General features: G+C 55.6%; 16 protein-coding genes. 6 read left to right on the forward strand and 10 right to left on the reverse strand.

The genetic code is table 11. The annotated features are described in order from the left end of the window. Nucleotides 1-27: 27 nt before the first annotated feature. Together Q3H59_RS11565 and Q3H59_RS11570 are read left to right on the forward strand one after the other, a co-directional pair. Nucleotides 28-1,419 (forward strand): L-cystine transporter, encoded by a 1,392-nt coding sequence (locus tag Q3H59_RS11565; protein WP_008102914.1) that lies wholly within the window; start codon nt 28-30, stop codon nt 1,417-1,419. A 241-nt stretch (nt 1,420-1,660) separates the two neighbouring features. Further along, nucleotides 1,661-2,044: a DUF6515 family protein gene (locus tag Q3H59_RS11570; protein ID WP_309834921.1), complete on the forward strand. Its 384-nt coding sequence runs from the start codon at nt 1,661-1,663 to the stop codon at nt 2,042-2,044. A gap of 74 nt (nt 2,045-2,118) precedes the next feature. On the opposite strand, the gene osmE is transcribed toward Q3H59_RS11570, so the two are convergent. Further along, on the reverse strand, nt 2,119-2,454 hold the full coding sequence (osmE, locus tag Q3H59_RS11575; RefSeq protein ID WP_007892614.1) for an osmotically-inducible lipoprotein OsmE: 336 nt from the start codon (nt 2,452-2,454) through the stop codon (nt 2,119-2,121). A 191-nt stretch (nt 2,455-2,645) separates the two neighbouring features. Between osmE and Q3H59_RS11580 the strand changes: the two genes are divergently transcribed. The 3 genes from Q3H59_RS11580 to cho all read left to right on the forward strand — a co-directional run bounded on the left by Q3H59_RS11580 (nt 2,646) and on the right by cho (nt 5,752). After that, nucleotides 2,646-3,836, forward strand: a complete 1,191-nt coding sequence (locus Q3H59_RS11580) for a multidrug effflux MFS transporter (protein WP_309834923.1) — start codon at nt 2,646-2,648, stop codon at nt 3,834-3,836. 117 nt (nt 3,837-3,953) lie between these two features. Then, nucleotides 3,954-4,781, forward strand: coding sequence for an ammonia-dependent NAD(+) synthetase (gene nadE / locus Q3H59_RS11585; protein ID WP_309834925.1), 828 nt, complete (start codon nt 3,954-3,956; stop codon nt 4,779-4,781). Nucleotides 4,782-4,891: 110 nt separating this feature from the next. Next, nucleotides 4,892-5,752, forward strand: coding sequence for an excinuclease Cho (cho, locus tag Q3H59_RS11590; protein WP_101764586.1), 861 nt, complete (start codon nt 4,892-4,894; stop codon nt 5,750-5,752). Between the two features lie 79 nt (nt 5,753-5,831). On the opposite strand, the gene spy is transcribed toward cho, so the two are convergent. The 6 genes from spy to Q3H59_RS11620 all read right to left on the reverse strand — a co-directional run bounded on the left by spy (nt 5,832) and on the right by Q3H59_RS11620 (nt 12,793). Next, on the reverse strand, nt 5,832-6,329 hold the full coding sequence (spy, locus tag Q3H59_RS11595; RefSeq protein WP_137385657.1) for an ATP-independent periplasmic protein-refolding chaperone Spy: 498 nt from the start codon (nt 6,327-6,329) through the stop codon (nt 5,832-5,834). 383 nt (nt 6,330-6,712) lie between these two features. Beyond that, nucleotides 6,713-7,708, reverse strand: a complete 996-nt coding sequence (gene astE, locus Q3H59_RS11600) for a succinylglutamate desuccinylase (protein ID WP_101764588.1) — start codon at nt 7,706-7,708, stop codon at nt 6,713-6,715. Between the two features lie 45 nt (nt 7,709-7,753). After that, a complete protein-coding gene (gene astB / locus Q3H59_RS11605) occupies nt 7,754-9,082 on the reverse strand; it encodes an N-succinylarginine dihydrolase (protein WP_309834929.1) in 1,329 nt (442 codons plus the stop codon). Next, a complete protein-coding gene (astD, locus tag Q3H59_RS11610) occupies nt 9,082-10,548 on the reverse strand; it encodes a succinylglutamate-semialdehyde dehydrogenase (protein WP_309834930.1) in 1,467 nt (488 codons plus the stop codon). Before astD ends, astB begins: the two co-directional genes overlap by 1 nt. Next, complete coding sequence (gene astA / locus Q3H59_RS11615) at nt 10,545-11,576, reverse strand: arginine N-succinyltransferase (protein ID WP_309834932.1); 1,032 nt, start codon at nt 11,574-11,576, stop codon at nt 10,545-10,547. The genes astD and astA overlap by 4 nt, the downstream gene beginning before the upstream one ends. Beyond that, on the reverse strand, nt 11,573-12,793 hold the full coding sequence (locus Q3H59_RS11620; RefSeq protein ID WP_110866001.1) for an aspartate aminotransferase family protein: 1,221 nt from the start codon (nt 12,791-12,793) through the stop codon (nt 11,573-11,575). The genes astA and Q3H59_RS11620 overlap by 4 nt, the downstream gene beginning before the upstream one ends. Nucleotides 12,794-13,671: 878 nt before the next feature. Between Q3H59_RS11620 and Q3H59_RS11625 the strand changes: the two genes are divergently transcribed. After that, nucleotides 13,672-14,745: a porin gene (locus Q3H59_RS11625; protein WP_271459883.1), complete on the forward strand. Its 1,074-nt coding sequence runs from the start codon at nt 13,672-13,674 to the stop codon at nt 14,743-14,745. A gap of 90 nt (nt 14,746-14,835) precedes the next feature. Here Q3H59_RS11625 and Q3H59_RS11630 read toward each other — a convergent pair whose 3' ends face one another. The 3 genes from Q3H59_RS11630 to Q3H59_RS11640 form a co-directional block, all read right to left on the reverse strand. Beyond that, nucleotides 14,836-16,272 carry a YchO/YchP family invasin gene (locus Q3H59_RS11630; RefSeq protein ID WP_110865999.1) on the reverse strand — a complete coding sequence of 479 codons (1,437 nt, stop codon included), beginning with the start codon at nt 16,270-16,272 and terminating at the stop codon, nt 14,836-14,838. A 322-nt stretch (nt 16,273-16,594) separates the two neighbouring features. After that, the gene (locus Q3H59_RS11635) at nt 16,595-17,392 is read right to left on the reverse strand and encodes a glucose 1-dehydrogenase (protein ID WP_309834937.1); all 798 of its coding nucleotides are present in this window, start codon (nt 17,390-17,392) and stop codon (nt 16,595-16,597) included. An 11-nt stretch (nt 17,393-17,403) separates the two neighbouring features. Beyond that, the gene (locus tag Q3H59_RS11640) at nt 17,404-18,471 is read right to left on the reverse strand and encodes an ABC transporter permease (RefSeq protein WP_101764597.1); all 1,068 of its coding nucleotides are present in this window, start codon (nt 18,469-18,471) and stop codon (nt 17,404-17,406) included.

The raw sequence follows: 18,471 nt of genomic DNA on the forward strand, positions 1-18,471 counted from the left end.
ATGGCACGTCACACTCTGGAGTAGAGCATGGATTTTCCCCTCATTATTAATATCGTGGCGTTTATCGCACTCCTGATTCTGCTGAATCGGATTGGCAACCAAAGCTGGAGCCTGTCCAAACGCGTGCTGACCGGTTTGGTTTTCGGTGTGGCCTTTGGCCTGGCGCTGCAAACCATCTATGGCGAAAACAGTCCAACCGTGAAAGCGTCGATTGGCTGGTTCAATATCGTCGGTAACGGCTACGTGCAATTGTTGCAGATGATCGTGATGCCGCTGGTGTTCGCCTCGATCCTGAGCGCGGTCGCACGTCTGCACAATGCCTCATCGCTGGGTAAAATCAGCGTGCTGACCATTGGCGTACTGCTGTTTACCACCGCGATTTCCGCGCTGGTCGGCGTGCTGGTGACCGGCCTGTTTGGCCTGAGCGCTGAAGGTCTGGTGCAAGGTGCGCAGGAAACCGCGCGTCTGAGCGCGATTCAGAGCAACTACGTGGGCAAAGTGGCTGATCTCAGCACGCCGCAGCTGCTGCTCTCCTTCATTCCGAAAAACCCGTTTGCCGATCTGGCGGGCGCCAATCCCACCTCGATCATCAGCGTAGTGATTTTCGCCGCCTTCCTCGGTGTGGCGGCGCTGCAACTGCTGAAAGATGACAAGGTAAAAGGCGAGCGCGTGCTGGTAGCGATCGATACCCTGCAATCCTGGGTCATGAAGCTGGTGCGTTTGATCATGAAGCTGACGCCGTACGGTGTGCTGGCGCTGATGACCAAAGTAGTAGCCGGTTCCAACCTGCAGGACATCATCAAGCTGGGTGGCTTCGTGGTGGCCTCTTATCTCGGTCTGGCGATCATGTTTGCCGTACACGCGCTGCTGCTGTCGGTTAACGGCATCAACCCAATGCGCTTCTTCCGTAAAGTATGGCCGGTGATCACCTTCGCCTTCACCAGCCGTTCCAGCGCCGCCAGTATTCCACTGAACGTGGAGACTCAAACGCGTCGCCTGGGCGTGCCAGAATCGATCGCCAGCTTCTCGGCGTCATTCGGTGCCACCATCGGCCAGAACGGCTGTGCCGGTCTCTATCCCACCATGCTGGCGGTGATGGTTGCGCCAACCGTGGGCATCAACCCGTTTGATCCAATGTGGATTGCAACGCTGGTAGGTATCGTGACGCTGAGTTCTGCCGGTGTGGCTGGCGTCGGCGGCGGCGCCACCTTCGCCGCGCTGATCGTGCTGCCGGCGATGGGCCTGCCGGTCACGCTGGTTGCGCTGCTGATCTCCATCGAACCGCTGATCGATATGGGGCGTACCGCGCTCAACGTTAATGGTTCAATGACCGCCGGTTCACTCACCAGCCGCTGGCTCGGATTGACCGACAAGAAAGTGCTGGAGAGCGACGAACACGCCGAACTGGCACACCGCTAAATTGATGAGTTGCAACAATGGCAGATCGCAAGGTCTGCCGTTTTTTTATGCCTGCGATATGCCCCGTAAGGTCGCCGTTTATGACGACCTTCCCCGCTTTCCTCCCCAATTCAACCCAATCATGGCGCTAGCGTCAGGAAAGCGTTAAGCATGGTAAACAGAGGAAAAATCAGCCGCTTTTCGCTTGAGTTTTCGCTCAGTAAAGCCAATTCTGCTGTTAATCACAGCAGGAGAATCACCGATGAAAAAAGTTATCGCCTCGGTGCTGGCGTTAACCTTATTAACACCAGCCATCAGTTTTGCCCATCCCGGCGGTTGGGGCCCCGGCCCAGGCCCGCATTGGGGTGGAGGTCCACGTTGGGCCGGTCCCGGCCCGCTGCGTTTCCTACCCGAAGCGGCAACCGCCGTGTTGCTGGGCGGTCTGACCTATTACATGTTGAACGGTAACTACTATCAGCGTCAGGGCGACACCTATGTGGTGGTGCAGCCGCCTGAAGCCCCACCGGGCGGTGGTATGCGCGTGCTGGATTTCAACGGCAAGCGTTATTACGTGCAGGAAGGTCATTACTACCAGCGCGAGATCGGCGGCGAGTATATCGAAGTGCCGCGTCCTTACGGTTTATGAGCGCCACAACGAAAAACGGCCCGTCAATGACGGGCCGTTTCTTATTCTGCTGCGATTACCTTATTCTGCTGCGATTACTGAGCCGCTTGCGGATCGGTATCGTAGTCTTTACAGCTCTGGAAACCGTAGTTCATGACGCGACCGGTATCGTTATAGCTCACGAAGTAGGTCTGCGGTTTGCCGTCGCGCTCGCCAATCACGTAAGTCTGGCAAGTACCGCGGGCGTGAACCATGGTGATTTCAGTAGACGCTGGGCCGGCAATCTGGCGAACCTGATCGCGCGTCATGCCTTTCTTAACATCCTTCACTACCGGCTTGGTTACGTAGCTTTCGGCTTTGTCATAAGTCGTACAACCAGACAGGGCTGCCAGCGTCATAGCGGCAGCGATACATCCCATCACTTTATTCATGTTGTTGTTCCTCGTTTTTTTGTCCGTGTGAAATTAGCCTGGAACATAAATCCAGATTTATCAACTTTATGGGATAATTTAGCTAAATTCCGAAGCGTTAGGATTTGGTAAAAATGCTGTGTTGATGCGCTACGGTTCGTATAATCACCCGCGAAAAAATACCTATAGCAATGAATAAAGACAGAGGATTAATGACACCTGCATCTTCTCATCGGCTGGTTTATGCCATCACGCTGGGCCTGCTCGCTGCGCTCGGGCCACTTTGTATCGACCTTTACCTGCCGGCGCTGCCGGAGCTGGCGCGCGATCTGCACACCGAAACCGCCACGGCGCAGCTGAGCCTCACCGCTGGCTTGCTGGGTTTAGGTGCGGGTCAATTGCTGTTTGGGCCAATGAGCGACAAGTTTGGTCGCCTCCGTCCGCTGCTGTTATCGCTGGTGCTGCTGTTTATTGCCTCGATTGGCTGTGCGCTGGCAAAAGACATCCACTCGCTGCTGGTGGCGCGTCTGTTTCAAGGTTTGGCAGGCGCCGGCGGCGCGGTGCTGTCGCGTGCCATTGCCCGAGATATGTACAGCGGCCATGAGCTGACGCGTTTCTTTGCACTGCTGATGCTGGTCAACGGTTTAGCGCCGATTGGTGCGCCGGTGCTGGGCGGCGCCTTGATGACGGTGCTTAACTGGCGCGGCATTTTCGTGGTGCTCGGCTGCATTGCCGTCCTGCTGATCTTCCTTGCCCGCTGGAAATTGCACGAAACTTTACCACCAGCGCGCCGCAGTCAGGGCTCGATCTTTTCCGCCTGGGCGGCGCTCGGCCAGGTCGTCACGCATCGGCAGTTTATGGGCTTCTGCCTGACGCAAGGTTTTATGATGTCCGGCATGTTTGCCTATATCGGCGCCTCGCCGTTTGTACTGCAACAGCTGTATGGCCTGACGCCGCAAGCCTTTAGCTTCTGCTTCGCTGCCAACGGCTTCGGCCTGATTATTGCATCACAAACCAGTGCACGCCTCTGTCCGCTGTGGGGAGAATATCGCGTACTGAAGGGTGGCCTGACGCTGGCGTTTGTTGCGTCGAGCTGCTTGCTGCTGGCGGGACTTACCGGCGCAGCGCTGCCAGTTCTGCTGGTCGCGCTGTTCTTCACCATCGCCAGTAATGGCGTGATCGCCACCACCGCTTCTTCGCTGGCGATGCAGAGCCAGGGCCAGCGCGCGGGCAGCGCCTCGGCGGTGATTGGCGTCGGCATGTTCACCTTTGGTGCCATCAGCGTACCCATTACCGGGCTGGGCGGCACCTCGGTCGCGAGCATGACCGGCACCATCTTTGGCTGCTTTATGCTGGCGATTGTGTCGTTCAATCTGCTGGTGCAGAAGGCAAAAAACGTCTGATTTGCCAGCAAATAACCTGAACAACCAGCCGTGCGGCTTGTTGTTTGTGGGGAGAGGCGTTAGCTTTAGCAGATGATTCGCATTGTGCCGTCAGGCTACTGACTTGAGGAGAGGTTCATGTCACTGCAACAGGAAATCATTGAAGCCCTTGGTGTAAAACCGGTTATCGACCCGCAGCAGGAGATCCGCGTCAGCGTTGATTTTCTGAAGTCTTACCTGAAAGCCCATCCCTTTTTGAAAACGCTGGTACTCGGCATCAGCGGCGGCCAGGATTCGACACTGACCGGCATTTTGTCGCAAACCGCGATTCGCGAACTGCGTGAAGAGAGCGGCGATAACGATTACACCTTTATTGCCGTGCGTTTGCCGTATGGCGTGCAGGCCGATGAGCAGGATTGTCAGGATGCGCTGGCATTTATCCAACCCGATCGCACGCTGGTGGTGAACATCAAAGAAGCGATCCTGGCCAGCGAACGTGCGTTGAAAGATGCGGGTATTACGGTATCGGATTTCGTGCGCGGCAATGAAAAAGCGCGTGAGCGCATGAAAGCGCAGTATAGCATCGCCAGCATGACCAAAGGCGTGGTGGTCGGTACTGACCATGCGGCAGAGGCGATCACCGGATTCTTCACCAAGTACGGTGACGGCGGCAGCGACATCAACCCGATCTTCCGCCTGCATAAAGGCCAGGGCAAACAGCTGCTGAAAACGCTGGGCTGCCCGGAACACCTCTATCTCAAGCATCCTACTGCCGATTTGGAAGATGATCGTCCTGGCTTGCAGGATGAAGTGGCGCTCGGCGTGACTTATCAGCAAATCGATGCCTATCTGGAAGGCAAGACCATCGATGCCGGCGCAGCAAAAACCATCGAAGGCTGGTATCTGAAAACTGAGCACAAACGTCGTCCACCGATCACCGTGTTCGACGACTTCTGGAAGAAGTAAGTGCATGGCGTTTCCCGCCGTCCGGGCGGGAAACTTTCTCATCGCCGCTGACTGGCGAGAAAAAGCACAGTTTGATACACTGGATGGACAACCAGTAATTGGAGTGTGCTTTGGTCAGACGTGCAGCCAGCCACCGCCTCGATTTCGATGCGGCAGCCATCTATCAATATCCCGAACATCTACGTCAGTGGCTGGAAGGTTTACCCAACCAGCCGGGCGTCTATACCTTTCACGGTGAAAGCGAAAATCTGCCGCTGTATATCGGCAAAAGCGTCAACCTGCGCAGTCGGGTGATGGCGCATTTCCGGGCGCCGGATGAAGCCAAAATGCTGCGTCAGGCGCGGCGCGTCACCTGGATCCCCACCGCTGGCGATGTCGGCGCTCAGCTGCTGGAAGCGCAGATGATCAAAACGCAACAGCCGCTGTTTAATAAGCGCCTGCGTAAGAACCGCCAGCTCTGTTCGCTGCAGCTGGGCGACGGTGCGCCGCAGGTGGTGTATGCAAAGGATCTCGACTTCTCCCGCTCGCCCAATCTTTATGGCCTGTTTCGCAGTCGCTTTGCCGCGCTGGAGAAGCTAAAAGCCATCGCCGATGAGCAGCGCTTGTGCCACGGCTTGCTTGGGCTGGAGTCGTTGCGTCCGGGACGCGGCTGTTTTCGCGCTGCACTAAAACGCTGCGCCGGTGCCTGCTGTGGTAACGAGTCGGTTGCTGAGCATCAGCAGCGCCTGCATGCGGCATTAGAGCAGATGCGCATTCAATGCTGGCCGTGGCAAGGCCCGGTTGGCATGGTGGAAACGGGGACAAACATTACGCAAATCCATGTGATCGATCACTGGTTCTGGCTGGGATCGGTCAGCAGCGAGGCCGAAGCGCGCCAGCTGCAGCGCGCCTCGCACGGCTTCGATCATGACGGCTATAAAATTCTCTGCCGCCCGCTGCTTTCTGGCGTGTTCCCGCTGATCGAGCTGTAAAAACAAAACCGCCGAGGTTGCCCAAAGCATCAGATGCGATGGACAACCCCGGCGGTCTCTATTCCGTTAGTGAAGGAACTTATTCAGCATCAGCCGGCGGTGGTGGCGTTTTGCCATCGTGCGGGCCTTTCTCGGTTAAGCGCTTCTCAAAGTTCGCGTTGTACTGTTTCTTCTGCTCTGGTGTCAGCACGTTGTAGATCTTGTTCTGGGTTTCCATCATCTGCAGCGCACGATCTTTGGCATTCGCCGTCATCTTCTCAGCCTGCGCTTCGGCTTTCGCACGGTCAAAGGTATCGGAAGCGATGATGGCATGGTCGGCACGACGCTCTTCCAGCGACGGGCGTTTCATCTCTTTATGTCCATCACGCAGAATCGTTTTGATCTGCGCTTTCTGCGCATCGGTCAGGTTCAGACCTTTAAACATCATCTCCATACCGTGGTGGCGCATCGGCGGCTTATGCATCGGTTTTTCGCTGCCTGCTGGCGGCGGAGTCAGGTTGTCTGCCGCTGCATGGACGATATTTGCAGCACCAAAAGCCATTGCGGTAGCCAGGAACACAGAAGTTAATTTACGCATAATATTGTCCTTACTTATCAGTTTAATGACGACAGCCTGTGTCGCGTCTTCGGAAACAAGCATACGACGCTGAACGTCAACTACTCAGAGGCTGAGTAAAGCCCTGAAAGCATAAAAGACAGAGATCAGGCAATCATGGAGAGAAAGAGAAGAAATGCGTGAGGAATTGAAAAAGTTTATGACAATCAAGGGAAAAACGCAGGAATCAAGGAGGAGTGTAACGGTATTGTCGGTTTTCAGGAAGGGAAATGTCGGCGCGTTGATGCCCTCATCCTGGCCCTCTCCCACAGGGAGAGGGAAACGCTGCCACATGTCACTCAATCCAAATATTCGCTAGTTCGGTTCCCTCTCCGCCTGCGGGAGAGGGTTAGGGTGAGGGAAAATCACAACGCCAGCGCCTGCGTCTGTTCATTCTCCTCCACCAGCATCAGCCCCGCGCGCAATCCTGGCGCGACATTCGGATTGGGAAACAGCACATACTCGCGCGCCTGCTGCACGTAGTAACGCCGGTCACCCTCCTCCGCCAGCAGCGTGCCCTGCGGGAAAGCGGTGAAGTTCAGCGTCTCCGGCCCCATGTGCAACACAAACTTATCGCCGTGCCGGGTCAGCTGTTGCGCCACGCGATAATGGCGTGGCTGTTCACGCACCTCCGGTAAGGCATCGCCATACAGCAACGCCGCCAGCGCCCGCTGCACGCCGGCAAACTGACTTAAATCGTTCTCACCAAACGGCAAAGCCTTGCCCAGCTCCAGCGTGCAGCTCGCCGCATTATGGTGCTCGCAGCTGTAATGGGTGAAGGTGCCGCCCGGTGAACGATGGAACACCAGCGCCTCCATTTCTGCCGCCGCCAGCCAGTGCATAAACGCCTCGGGCCACGGATTGGGATTCAGCGGCATCACGCCAAAACGCGCATGATACGAGCCGCGAATCGCGGTATGCAGATCGAGGTGCCAGCGCACTTCATGATCGAGACAGGCGCGCCAGAAACTCTCCAGCTCCTGCTCAAGCTGCAGCACGCGCTGCGCTTCGGGTACATCGGCCACCTGCTGCCAGCGTCCACCAAACAGGCGGTTGATATCATGTTGCTGGTAGCGCTTGCCGCTGCGCAACGCGGCGGGATTACCCAAAATCACCAGTAAGCGCACTGCCAGCGGCTTCTCGCCTTTTAACAGTGGCGTCAGCAACAGATTGAGAATCTCAACCGGCGCGGTTTCATTGCCGTGAATGCCCGCAGAGAGCACCAGCGCCTGCTGTGTGGGCGTATGCGGCGTGAGGGACATCAGTCCCTCGTTGTGCCATTGCCAACTGAGATGATCGTTGCTGCCCTCTCTTTGCTGTGGCGGCTCACCAGACAAGGTCTGCTGTAAAAAATCCTGCATGTTCACTCCTTTTTAACGACGTGGGGCGAACCTCTCACCCCGGCGTTAACGCTGAAACGCGTAGACACTGCCTAAGTCTAGCAGCTTCGTCAGCTCATCCAGCGCGGTGCGCCCTTCACGCAGCAGTTGCGGGTCGGCTAAATCGGCCTGAGTTAAGCGATCGCGGTAGTGGCGATCCACCCAATTGTTGAGCGTGGCAAACAGGCGATCGTTCATCAGTACCGCCGGATTCAGCGCCTGACGCTCGGTTTCGGTTAACACCACGCGCAGACGCAAACAGGCCGGACCGCCACCGTTAAACATGCTTTCACGCAGATCGAAAACTTTCAGTTCACGGATTGGCCCGCCGCTCTCCACCAGCTCAGTGAGATAACGCCACACGCCCGCATGCTGGCGTGACTCTTCTGGCAGCACCAGCAGCATACCGCCGTCGGCGCGCTGCAACAGCTGGCTGTTAAACAGATAGGTATTGACTGCATCGGTTACCGATACTTTATCGCGCGGCACTTCAATCGGCTGGAAACCGCTAACGCGGGCGGCGATGTCACTCAGCAACTGCGGCTGGTTCACAAAGGCATCATGATGGCAGAACAGCACCTGCTGATTGCTCACCGCAATCACATCGTTATGAAACACGCCCTGATCAATCACCGCTGGATTTTGCTGAGCAAACAGCGTGCGTTGCGCATCGAGCTGATGCAACCGCGCCACCGCTTCGCTGGCTTCCCGCGTTTGACGCGCTGGATAACGTGCTGGCGTTGCGCCCTGCTGCTGACCATCACGGCCATAAATAAACAGCTGCACGCCCGCATCACCGTAATCACTGCCGAAACGATTGTGATTGGCCGCGCCCTCATCACCAAACTGCGCCACCTGCGGCAGCGCATCGTGCACGCAGAAGTGCTGCGGATGACGGAAAATCGCGCGCAGCAGATCGGCAGTTTCCGGCGCCTCAATGGCGCGATGGAATTTGTTATTCAGATTGGCGACGGTGAAATGCACGCGACCATCGGCGCTATCCGCCGACGGCGACACCGTGGCGGCATTCGCCACCCACATCGCTGAGGCTGAGCTGGCCGCCGACAGCAGCTGCGGCGCGTGCTTAGCCGCCTGCGCCAGCACCTGCTCATCACTGCCGCCAAAGCCGAGCTGGCGCAGCAGCGGCAGATTAGGACGTTCGTGCGGCGGGATCACGCCCTGCACGTAGCCCATATCCGCCAGCGCTTTCATCTTCAGCAAACCCTGCTTCGCCGCCAGACGCGGATTCGAGGGCTGCAGCTGATTGCGCGTCGAGGCTTCGTTACCAAACGACAATCCCGCGTAGTGATGTGTCAGGCCGACCAGCCCATCAAAGTTCGCTTCAAACGCTTGCATTATTTCGCTCCCTGCGCGGAGAAATCGAGGCCCGGCGCCAAGCTGCCCGGCAGCGCCAGGCTTGGGCTCTCCAGCGACGCCATTGGCCATGCACAGTAATCGGCGGCGTACCACGCGCTGGCACGATGATTCCCGGATGCGCCAATGCCACCAAAGGGGGCGGTGCTGGCCGCGCCGGTCAGCGGTTTGTTCCAGTTAACGATACCGGCGCGCGCTTCCAGCAATAGCTGATCAAACTGCGCGCGCTGCGGCGAAATCAGACCGCACGACAAGCCATAGCGGGTATTATTGGCGATAGCAATCGCCTGCTCGAAGCTGTCGTAACGAATCACCTGCAGCAACGGACCAAAGACTTCTTCATCCGCTAAATCTTTCACTTCGGTCACATCAATGATGCCCGGCGTGATGATGGCACTGTCGCGGTCCGGCCAGTGCATGCCGAGCAACACTTTCCCGCCCTTTTCCACCTGCTGCTGCCAGGCAGCAAAAATATGTCCAGCGGCGGCAGGGGAAATCACGCTGCCCATAAACGGCTGCGGTTCGGCGTTCCACGCGCCAGGCTGCAAGCGCGCGCTAACCTCAACCAAACGCTGCAGGAAGGCATCGCCCGCCGCACCGCGCTTCACCAGCAGACGACGCGCACAGGTGCAGCGCTGTCCGGCGGTAATAAAGGCCGACTGAATGGCGATGTGTACCGCACCATCGAGATCAGAAGGATCTTCAACAATCAACGCATTGTTGCCGCCCATCTCCAGCGCCAACATTTTTTCTGGCTGCCCGGCAAACTGACGATGCAGGTGATAGCCGGTGGCGGCGCTGCCGGTAAACAGCAGGCCATCAATTTGCGACGCATTAGCCAGCGCCTGGCCGGTTTCACGACCGCCCTGCAGCAGCGCCATCACGCCCGCCGGTAAACCCGCTTGCTGCCACAGCTGCACGGTTTTCTCCGCCGTCAACGGCGTCAGCTCGCTCGGCTTAAACACCACGCAGTTACCCGCCAGCAAAGCTGGCACAATATGGCCGTTCGGCAGATGGCCAGGAAAATTATACGGACCAAACACCGCCAACACGCCGTGCGGACGATGGCGCAGCGAGCTCTCGCCATCGGCCTGTTCGCCGGTGCGGCTGTGATAGGCCTTAATCGAAATGGCGATTTTGTTGATCATCGCCTGCACTTCGGTCAGCGTTTCCCAGCGCGGCTTGCCCGTTTCCTGGGCGATGGTTTCCGCCAGCGCGTTTTTGTGGCTTTCAAGCAGACGGGCAAACCCTTCCACCAGCGCCTGACGCTCCGCAAACGGTTTTCTCGCCCACTGCGGGAACGCCGCGCGCGCCGCTTCGCAGGCCGCAGCCACTTGTGCTGCCGATGCCGCTTTGCCCTGCCACAGCGTTTCGCCGCTAACCGGATTGAGTTTGCTCAGGGCGTCAGCGCCGCCGGTCACCCATTGACCTTGAATAAAATGCGTCATGCTTTTTTCTCCTCGCGACACAGCGTGACCACACGCAGTTGATCGCCAATGTTGCAATGCAGCGCCGCGCGCTGGCTTTCATTCAGTTTTACCGTGCCGGATGCCATATCCACCGGCAGCAGCGCCACGCGGAAATGCTGGTAATCCGCGTTGGCCACCAGACACAGCGGCCAGCTTTCATCGGCTGCACCGCTCTCAGCGGTTAACTGGCGACTCTTGCGAATGGCACGAATGCGATCAATTTCGCATTCCAGCGTCGGGCCGCCGTCGAAGATGTCGACATAGTTGAGATAGCGGAAACCTTCCGCCTCCAGCACCGCACGCGCGGGCGCGGTTTTCGGATGGACTTCGCCAATCACTTTTTGTGCCGCTTCAGACAGGTAATGAATGTAGAGCGGATGTTTGGGCATCAGTTCGGCGATAAAGGCTTTCTGCCCGGTGCCGCTCAGAAAGTCGGCTTTGCTGAACTCCATCGAGAAGAAGCGACTGCCTACGCTGTCCCAGAATGGCGAGTGGCCATTGTCATCACTGACGCCACGCATCTCCGCCACCACATGTTGCATAAAGCGGTCGCGGAAGTTAGCCATAAACAGAAAGCGCGATTTCGACAGCAGATGGCCATTTTTTCCATCGCGGTAATCGGGATCGAGGAACAGCGTGCAGAGTTCGCTGCTGCCGGTGTGATCGTTGCTCAGCGACAGCGTCGGCAGGCTGGCATAAACGTTCAGCTCTTTCGAGGCGTGTACCTGCGTGCCAACGCGGAAGTTGTACCAGGGATCCTGCAAACCCACCGCCGCTTCGATGGCGCAAATGCCGACGGCGCGATTATCCTCGCTGTCGGCCAGCACAAACACATAGCCTTGCTCAGCAGGCGGCAAGGCACCTTGCCAGGTGAGCAGCGAACGCTCAATACGGGCTTTAAGCGTTTCGCTATCCGCGGGCAGCGAGGTTAAGCCACCCCCGGTTTTGCCCGCCAGCGACAACAACTGCGAGAGATCGTCACGTTCGACGGGGCGAATCACCATCATGATGTGGCTCCTTTGAGCACGCGTTCACAGGCACGTTCGAAACGCGCCAAACCTTCTTTAACTTCGCGCTCGCTGATGTTCAGCGCTGGCGCAAAACGTACCACGTTAGCACCTGCTATCAGCACCATTACGCCCTCTTCGGCCGCGGTGAGGTTGAACTGTTTGGCTTTACCGGCGAAATCATCGTTAAGCACAGCGCCAATCAGCAGACCCAACCCGCGCACTTCTTTAAATACCGGCAGACGCTTGTTCAGTTCCTGCAACGCCGTAACAAACCATTGATGACGCTCGGCCACGCCGGCCATAAATTCCGGCTGATTAATCAGCTCCATCACTTTGCCCGCGACTGCGCCCGCCAGCGGATTGCCGCCGTAGGTGGTTCCATGCGTGCCCACGCCCATCACCTGCGCCAGATCTTCACGCGTCAGCATTGCGCCAATCGGGAAGCCGCCACCCAGCGCTTTGGCGGTGGTTAAGACATCCGGCGTCACGCCGTAATGCATATAGGCATACAGCGAACCGGTGCGACCCACGCCGCTCTGCACTTCATCAAAAATCAGCAGCGCATGATGTTTATCGCAGAGTTCACGCAGTCCGCGCAGGAAAGCGGGATCGGCTGGCAGGACGCCGCCTTCACCCTGAATCGGCTCGACGATCACCGCGCAGGTTTGGTCATTGATCAGCGCGGCCGCCGAGGCCAGATCGTTGAAATTAGCGTGTTCGACCGCCGGTGGCAGCGGCGCAAAATCACGGGAATAGGCCGGTTGTCCGCCTGCTGTCACGGTAAACAGCGTGCGACCGTGAAAAGCATTATTAAAAGCAACGATGCCATTTTTCTCAGCACCGAAACGGTCGTGTGCGGTTTTACGTGCCAGTTTCAGCGCCGCTTCATTCGCTTCAGCGCCGGAGTTACAGAAGAACACGCGATCGGCAAAAGTGGCATCAATCAACTGTTTGGCGAGACGCAGGATAGGTTCATTGGTATAGCCATTTCCGGTATGCCACAGTTTGCCGGCCTGTTCGATCAGCGCCTGCTGCAACGCCGGATGCGCATGTCCCAATGCGTTAACCGCAATGCCACCGGCAAAATCGATATACTCTTTGCCTTGCTGATCCCACAGCGTTGAACCTTCCGCGCGGACCGGAACAAAAGCCGCGGGTGCATAAACTGGCATCATCCATTGATCGAAATTCTGACGTGAAACCTGCAGTGACATAGCCCTTTCTCCTGCTCCACACCCGGTGAAGCCTTTTGTTTTGAAATTGTTAAAAATGTTAAGTGGCAGCTCTACTGTATATTGCAGATAGCGTGCCAGCCAGCCGCAAAAATGCATAACCGTCTTACCACTACGGAATATCAATAACTTAACAGGTGGTGATATTCACTTTAATTGCATAAAAAGTGAATATCAGTCTGATGCAGGCTGAATAGCAGTAATTTATTTAGCGGATTTATGCATCGGCAAAATGAAATATTGCTTTTGTGATCGGGCAGGAAATATTTCGCCAAATTAATGCGATAAACGCACTTTTTTGGGGCGCAATGTGCCTGATTGGTGCAGGAAAGTGATAGCGCGGTGCAAATTTAGCATGGCGCGAATTAATCGGGTTTTAACATTTCCCTCACTGAATTGAATATTATTTCGCCAGTTCATTGTTAAGCGTAAAGCTAAATAACATTTTGTGACCAAGGTTATTATCAGAACAGAAATAAAAGGACACAAAACCATAAAGCCGATAATTACTCTGCTAATGATTAGCTGGATTCAGATATTTGCTATTGAACAATAATGCATAGGCTTGTGCTATTTCACGAACAACCTACTGATTTTATTTACGCATCTTTAAATTTAAAGTTATTCAATAAAATCATACAGATAAATATTAAAATCATCATTACACATGTTGTCTTATGGATAAGTTTAACCAATACAAAATTCCACATAATGGAATTTAAGATTAAAAATCACACAAAAAGTTAACGAGAAATATTTAGTTACATATATTGCACTGTCGATCTTGAACCTTTTGTGTCATTTTCTTTTCACCCCGCAAATGGGGACAAAATTAAAAAATATCACAGGGTAAAAATTAAATGATGAAGCGCTCCTTACTGGCAGCAGTGATGCCTTTACTGCTGGGACTTTCTTCGGCTCAGGCCGCCGAAATCTATAACAAAGATGGCAACAAGCTGGACCTGACTGGCAAAATTAACGTCTCGCATCTGTTCTCCGATAACGAAGGGTCAAATGGTGATACCTCGTCTTATACCCGTATTGGTTTTAAAGGCGAAACCAAGATCAACGATCAACTGACCGGCTACGGTCAATGGCAGTACCAGTACAGCCTGAGCAACTCTGAAGGCAGCGATGCCAACAGCGGTAACAGAACCCGCCTGGGCTTTGCTGGCCTGAAGTTTGGTCAGTTCGGCTCGATCGATTACGGTCGTAACTACGGTTTGATTTATGACGTGCTGGGTTACACCGATATGCTGCCCTTCTTTGGTGGCGATCAAGGTTACTCTGATGGGTTCCTGTCCAGCCGCTCAGGTGGCGTGTTGACCTGGCGCAACAAAGATTTCTTCGGTCTGGTGAAAGGCTGGAACGTTGCTGCACAGTACGAAGGTAAAAACGATCGTAGCGATGCAAACGTTGCAGTACGCCGTTCGAATGGTGATGGCTTCGCGCTCTCCACTTCTTATGATTTCGATTTCGGTCTGAGCCTGGTTGGCGCTTACGCGAGCCTGGATCGTACCAATACGCAGAACCAGGCCTTACGTGGCGAAGGCGAGAAAGCACAGCACTGGACCACGGGCCTGAAATACGATGCTAACCAGATTTACCTGGCAACCATGTACGGCGAAACGCTCAACGCAACCCCAATCACTGGTGGCTTCGCTAACAAAGCCGTTAACTTTGAAGCCGTTGCGCAGTATCAGTTCATTAACGGACTGCGTCCTTCAATCGGCTATGTTTCATCTAAAGGCAAAGAGATTGAAAATATTGGTGATGTCGATCTCACCAAATACGTCGCTGTAGGTGGAACCTACTACTTCAACAAAAACATGTCTGTGTACGCTGAATACAAGATCAACCTGTTGAAAGATGATAATGCGTTGGGCATCGCTTCTGATGATGTCACCGCTGTGGGTCTGATTTACCAGTTCTAAGTGGCAATACCCTCATGGCTGTTCGGCTAGTGTCGGCTGAATATGCGCAAAGGGCAGCGAAAGCTGCCCTTTTTTATTGGTGCGAGGCGATTACGGCGCCATCAAATCAAAGCGATCATCATCGCCCTGATCCAGTGAGAACGGCGGCTGCAATTGCAGGACGATCTCGTTCGAGGTGACGCGATTCTGTTTACTGTCTTCTAACACCACCGACAAGCGATAGCTGTTATGCGCACCCGGCGAGTTATCCCACGCGGGCAGGATCACACTCCAGCCCTGTGGATCGTTGGGATTGGCACCCGGCGTCAGGCTCAGCGCCTGGGTATCGCCCTGCCACATCACTTTAGCGATCGGATTGGTGCTGCGGATTTGCAATTTCAGCGGCAAACTTTCTCCGCCATTTAGCTGCCACGGCGGCGTAGCGAGAAACACCGACAGCGTTTTACGCTGGCGATATTCCAGCACCGGCGTATAGCTGCGCGTCACGTTATCGTAGCGACTGCCGCGCAGTGAGTGCGCAGCCGCTACGTTATCCGGACTCAGCTGCTGGCTGAGCGCCACGCCAAAGCGATAGTTGAGACGCAAGCCGAGCTGATCCTGGCTCTCACCGCTGTCGCTGGTTTTATGGCTGGCGGATAAGGTCACCAGCGGCACCGGCGTGTAGGTGACGCCAAAGGTCAACGCCGATGGGTTGTGGTAACGATTGCCGGAGCTAAACAGATCGACGTTATCACCCAGATATTGCTGCCAGCTTACTGACGCACCGAGTTGGCGATAGTGAGGCAAATAGCCTTGGGTGGTGAAATCATAGCCGCGCGCCATGCGCTGCTGCTGGAAGGGATTGCGATCCTGCCAGCCCGACAGCGGCGTATAGTAATTGGCGGAGAAGCGCAGATAATCGCCCCATGCTTCGGTACCCAGCGAAGCGCGCTGTAGGCCACTGCTGAACATCCGATCGACAAAACCGTTATAGCCCAGCAGCCATTTTCCTGCCACCCAACGTTGCCCGAGGCCAGCATTGCCGACCAGCCCATCATCAGTTTGATGAAAGCCGACCTGACTGAAGGTCAGATAGCGATAGTTATCCGCCCAGGGTGTCAGCAGCGACGCACCGCTGCCGGCAAAATTGCCCTCCATATCCACATTGAAATCGATTTGAGCATTGCCATACGGTGACAACAGCGACTGACCTTCATCAACCAGTCGATTGCCCACTTCATCGCGGAAATGGTTAAAGGCCCACAGCCCCGCCTGCTGGCCAAGGGCATTGTCGTCCGTACTGTTCTGGCTGGCTTCACCAATGCTTTTGGCAATGGTCGCCAGTTTTTTGTTGAACGCTTCCGTTTCATCCTGGTAACCCAATGCAGGCAACTGATCGGCCATTTTCTGGAAACGTGTGGGATCGCTAAACGGCGCATCGGCGAGTTTAGTGTCAGAGATCAACGCCAGCGCAGGCGCGGATGCGGCAAGTAGTGAAAAACCAGAGAGATAACGCACGCTTTTGGGTGATAACAAAGTAAATAACATAGCTAAAAATAGGGTTCGACCCGGTTCAGAATTAGAGGTGGCTCACAAAACTGCATAAGTCTACCCTAGCATATTCTGATGCAAGTGCCGGACATGTCTGGTTTCGATTAAGGCAGAAAGCGAAAAAATCAGAATGTAGGTAAGCAGGCGACGCAATGTGTTGTGCCCTGCTTGCCCATCAAGAGATGACATCTCAAATCATTGAGCGCGCACATTGTAGCGGCGCAATGCATTGCGCGATGAATCACGCCGCTCTGGAAGGTGCGATCATGAGGCTTAGTGTTTAGCATGACGCCATCAATGGCGACCCAACAGCGGTCTATCAGGAGAAAATCAAACCGCCATCCACATTGATGGTCTGCCCGGTGATATAGCGCGCATCGTCAGAGGCGAGGAAAGCTACCAAGCCAGCGACATCTTCCGGCTGCCCTGCGCGTTTAAGCGGGATGTTTTCCACCCATTCGGCCATCAGTTCGCCTTTGCCATACTGCTTTTTATCGCTGCTGAGGATCTCGCCCCACACGCGATCGTTGTAGTCCCACATTTCACTCTCGATGATGCCCGGACAGAAAGCATTCACCGTGATATGCCACGGCGCCAGCTCCAGCGCCAGGCTCTGGGTAATACCGATCACGCCCATCTTGCTGGCGGCATAGTGCGGCGTATAAATGAAACCCTGCCGTCCCTGACCGGACGAGGTGTTGATCAGGCTGCCGCTGCCCTGTTTCACCATATATTTCGCCGCTTCCCGGCAGCACAGCCACACGCCCGTGGTGTTCACCGCGAGTATCTTCTCGAAGTCACTTTTGGGCATCGCATCGAAACGATCGATGGTGATCACCCCCGCATTCTGAATCGACACATCAATGCTGCCAAAGCGCTCAGCCGCCTGCTGATAAAGCTGCTGTACCTCATTTTCATCGGTGACATCGACCTGCAGCGCCAGAACCTCACTGCCAAACTGCTGTTCGATGGCTTGCGCGGTACTGAAGACGCGTTCCGAATTCGACACCATCACCAAACGCGCCCCGTCGCGGGCAAAACGCGCTGCAATGCCCGCGCCAATGCCGCGGCAGGCGCCGGTAATCACCACCGTCTTTCCACTAAAATCGCGTGTCATATTGCCTCCTGTTATCCATGTGTCGCTTCAGGCAGGGCGGCCGATTGCTGCTTTTTTTCATGTCTGCGCAGCAGCACCACCTTACTTTGTAATTTTTGCTGGAACTGGTCGATCACCACCGCAGTGACAATCACTAAGCCTTTAATCACCATTTGCCAGAAATCGCTGACGCCCATCATCACCATGCCATCGGCGAGAAACACGATGACAAAAGCACCGATAATCGAGCCTGAAACGCGACCGCGTCCGCCCGCCAGCGCCGTGCCGCCCAGCACCGTGGCACCGATGGCGTCCATCTCGAACATGTTGCCGGTCATCGGGTGCGCGGTTTGCAGCTGCGACGCCACAATCAAACCGACCAGCGCGGCGCACAAGCCGGAAAAAGCGTAGACAAACACTTTGACCTTGATAATCGGCACCCCCGCCAGGCGCGCCGCCGATTCGTTGCCACCGGTGGCATAGATGTAACGACCCAGCGGTGTTTTACGCGTCAGATACAACCCCAGCAGCAGGAAGCCGAGCATCATCCATATCGGGATATACACGCCCAATATCGAACCCGAACCGAGCAGGGCGAAGCCGGTATTACCCAGTGCTGGCGTGCCGACAAGGTTGGCGTAGGTGCTGCCATCGTTGAACAGCAGCGCGGCGCCGCGTGCCACGTACATCATGCCGAGCGTACAGATAAACGGCGCTACGCCGAGTCGCGTCACCACCGCGCCATTAATTAATCCCAGCGCCACGCCGAACAGCGCCACCACCAGAATCACCTCGGGCACGTTGAAGAACAGCACGTTGCCGCCCCACAGCGGTACGCCGTTGGTGAGCAGCGCACCCGCCACCATGCCGCATATGCCCGCCACCGCCCCGACCGAAAGATCGATGCCGCCAGTCAAAATCACCAGCGTCATGCCAATCGCCAGCAAGCCGGTAATCGCCACATGCTGCGTCATGATCAGCAGGTTGGAGGTGGTGAGAAAGTTAGGCACCATAAAGCTGAAGAAACTCACCACGATCAGCAAGGCAATAAAGGTACGCGCCTTAAGCAGGTACATATAGATCAGGTATTTTTGATTCAT

This window comes from Pantoea sp. SORGH_AS_0659, assembly GCF_031453915.1.
GTDB lineage: Bacteria > Pseudomonadota > Gammaproteobacteria > Enterobacterales > Enterobacteriaceae > Pantoea > Pantoea leporis.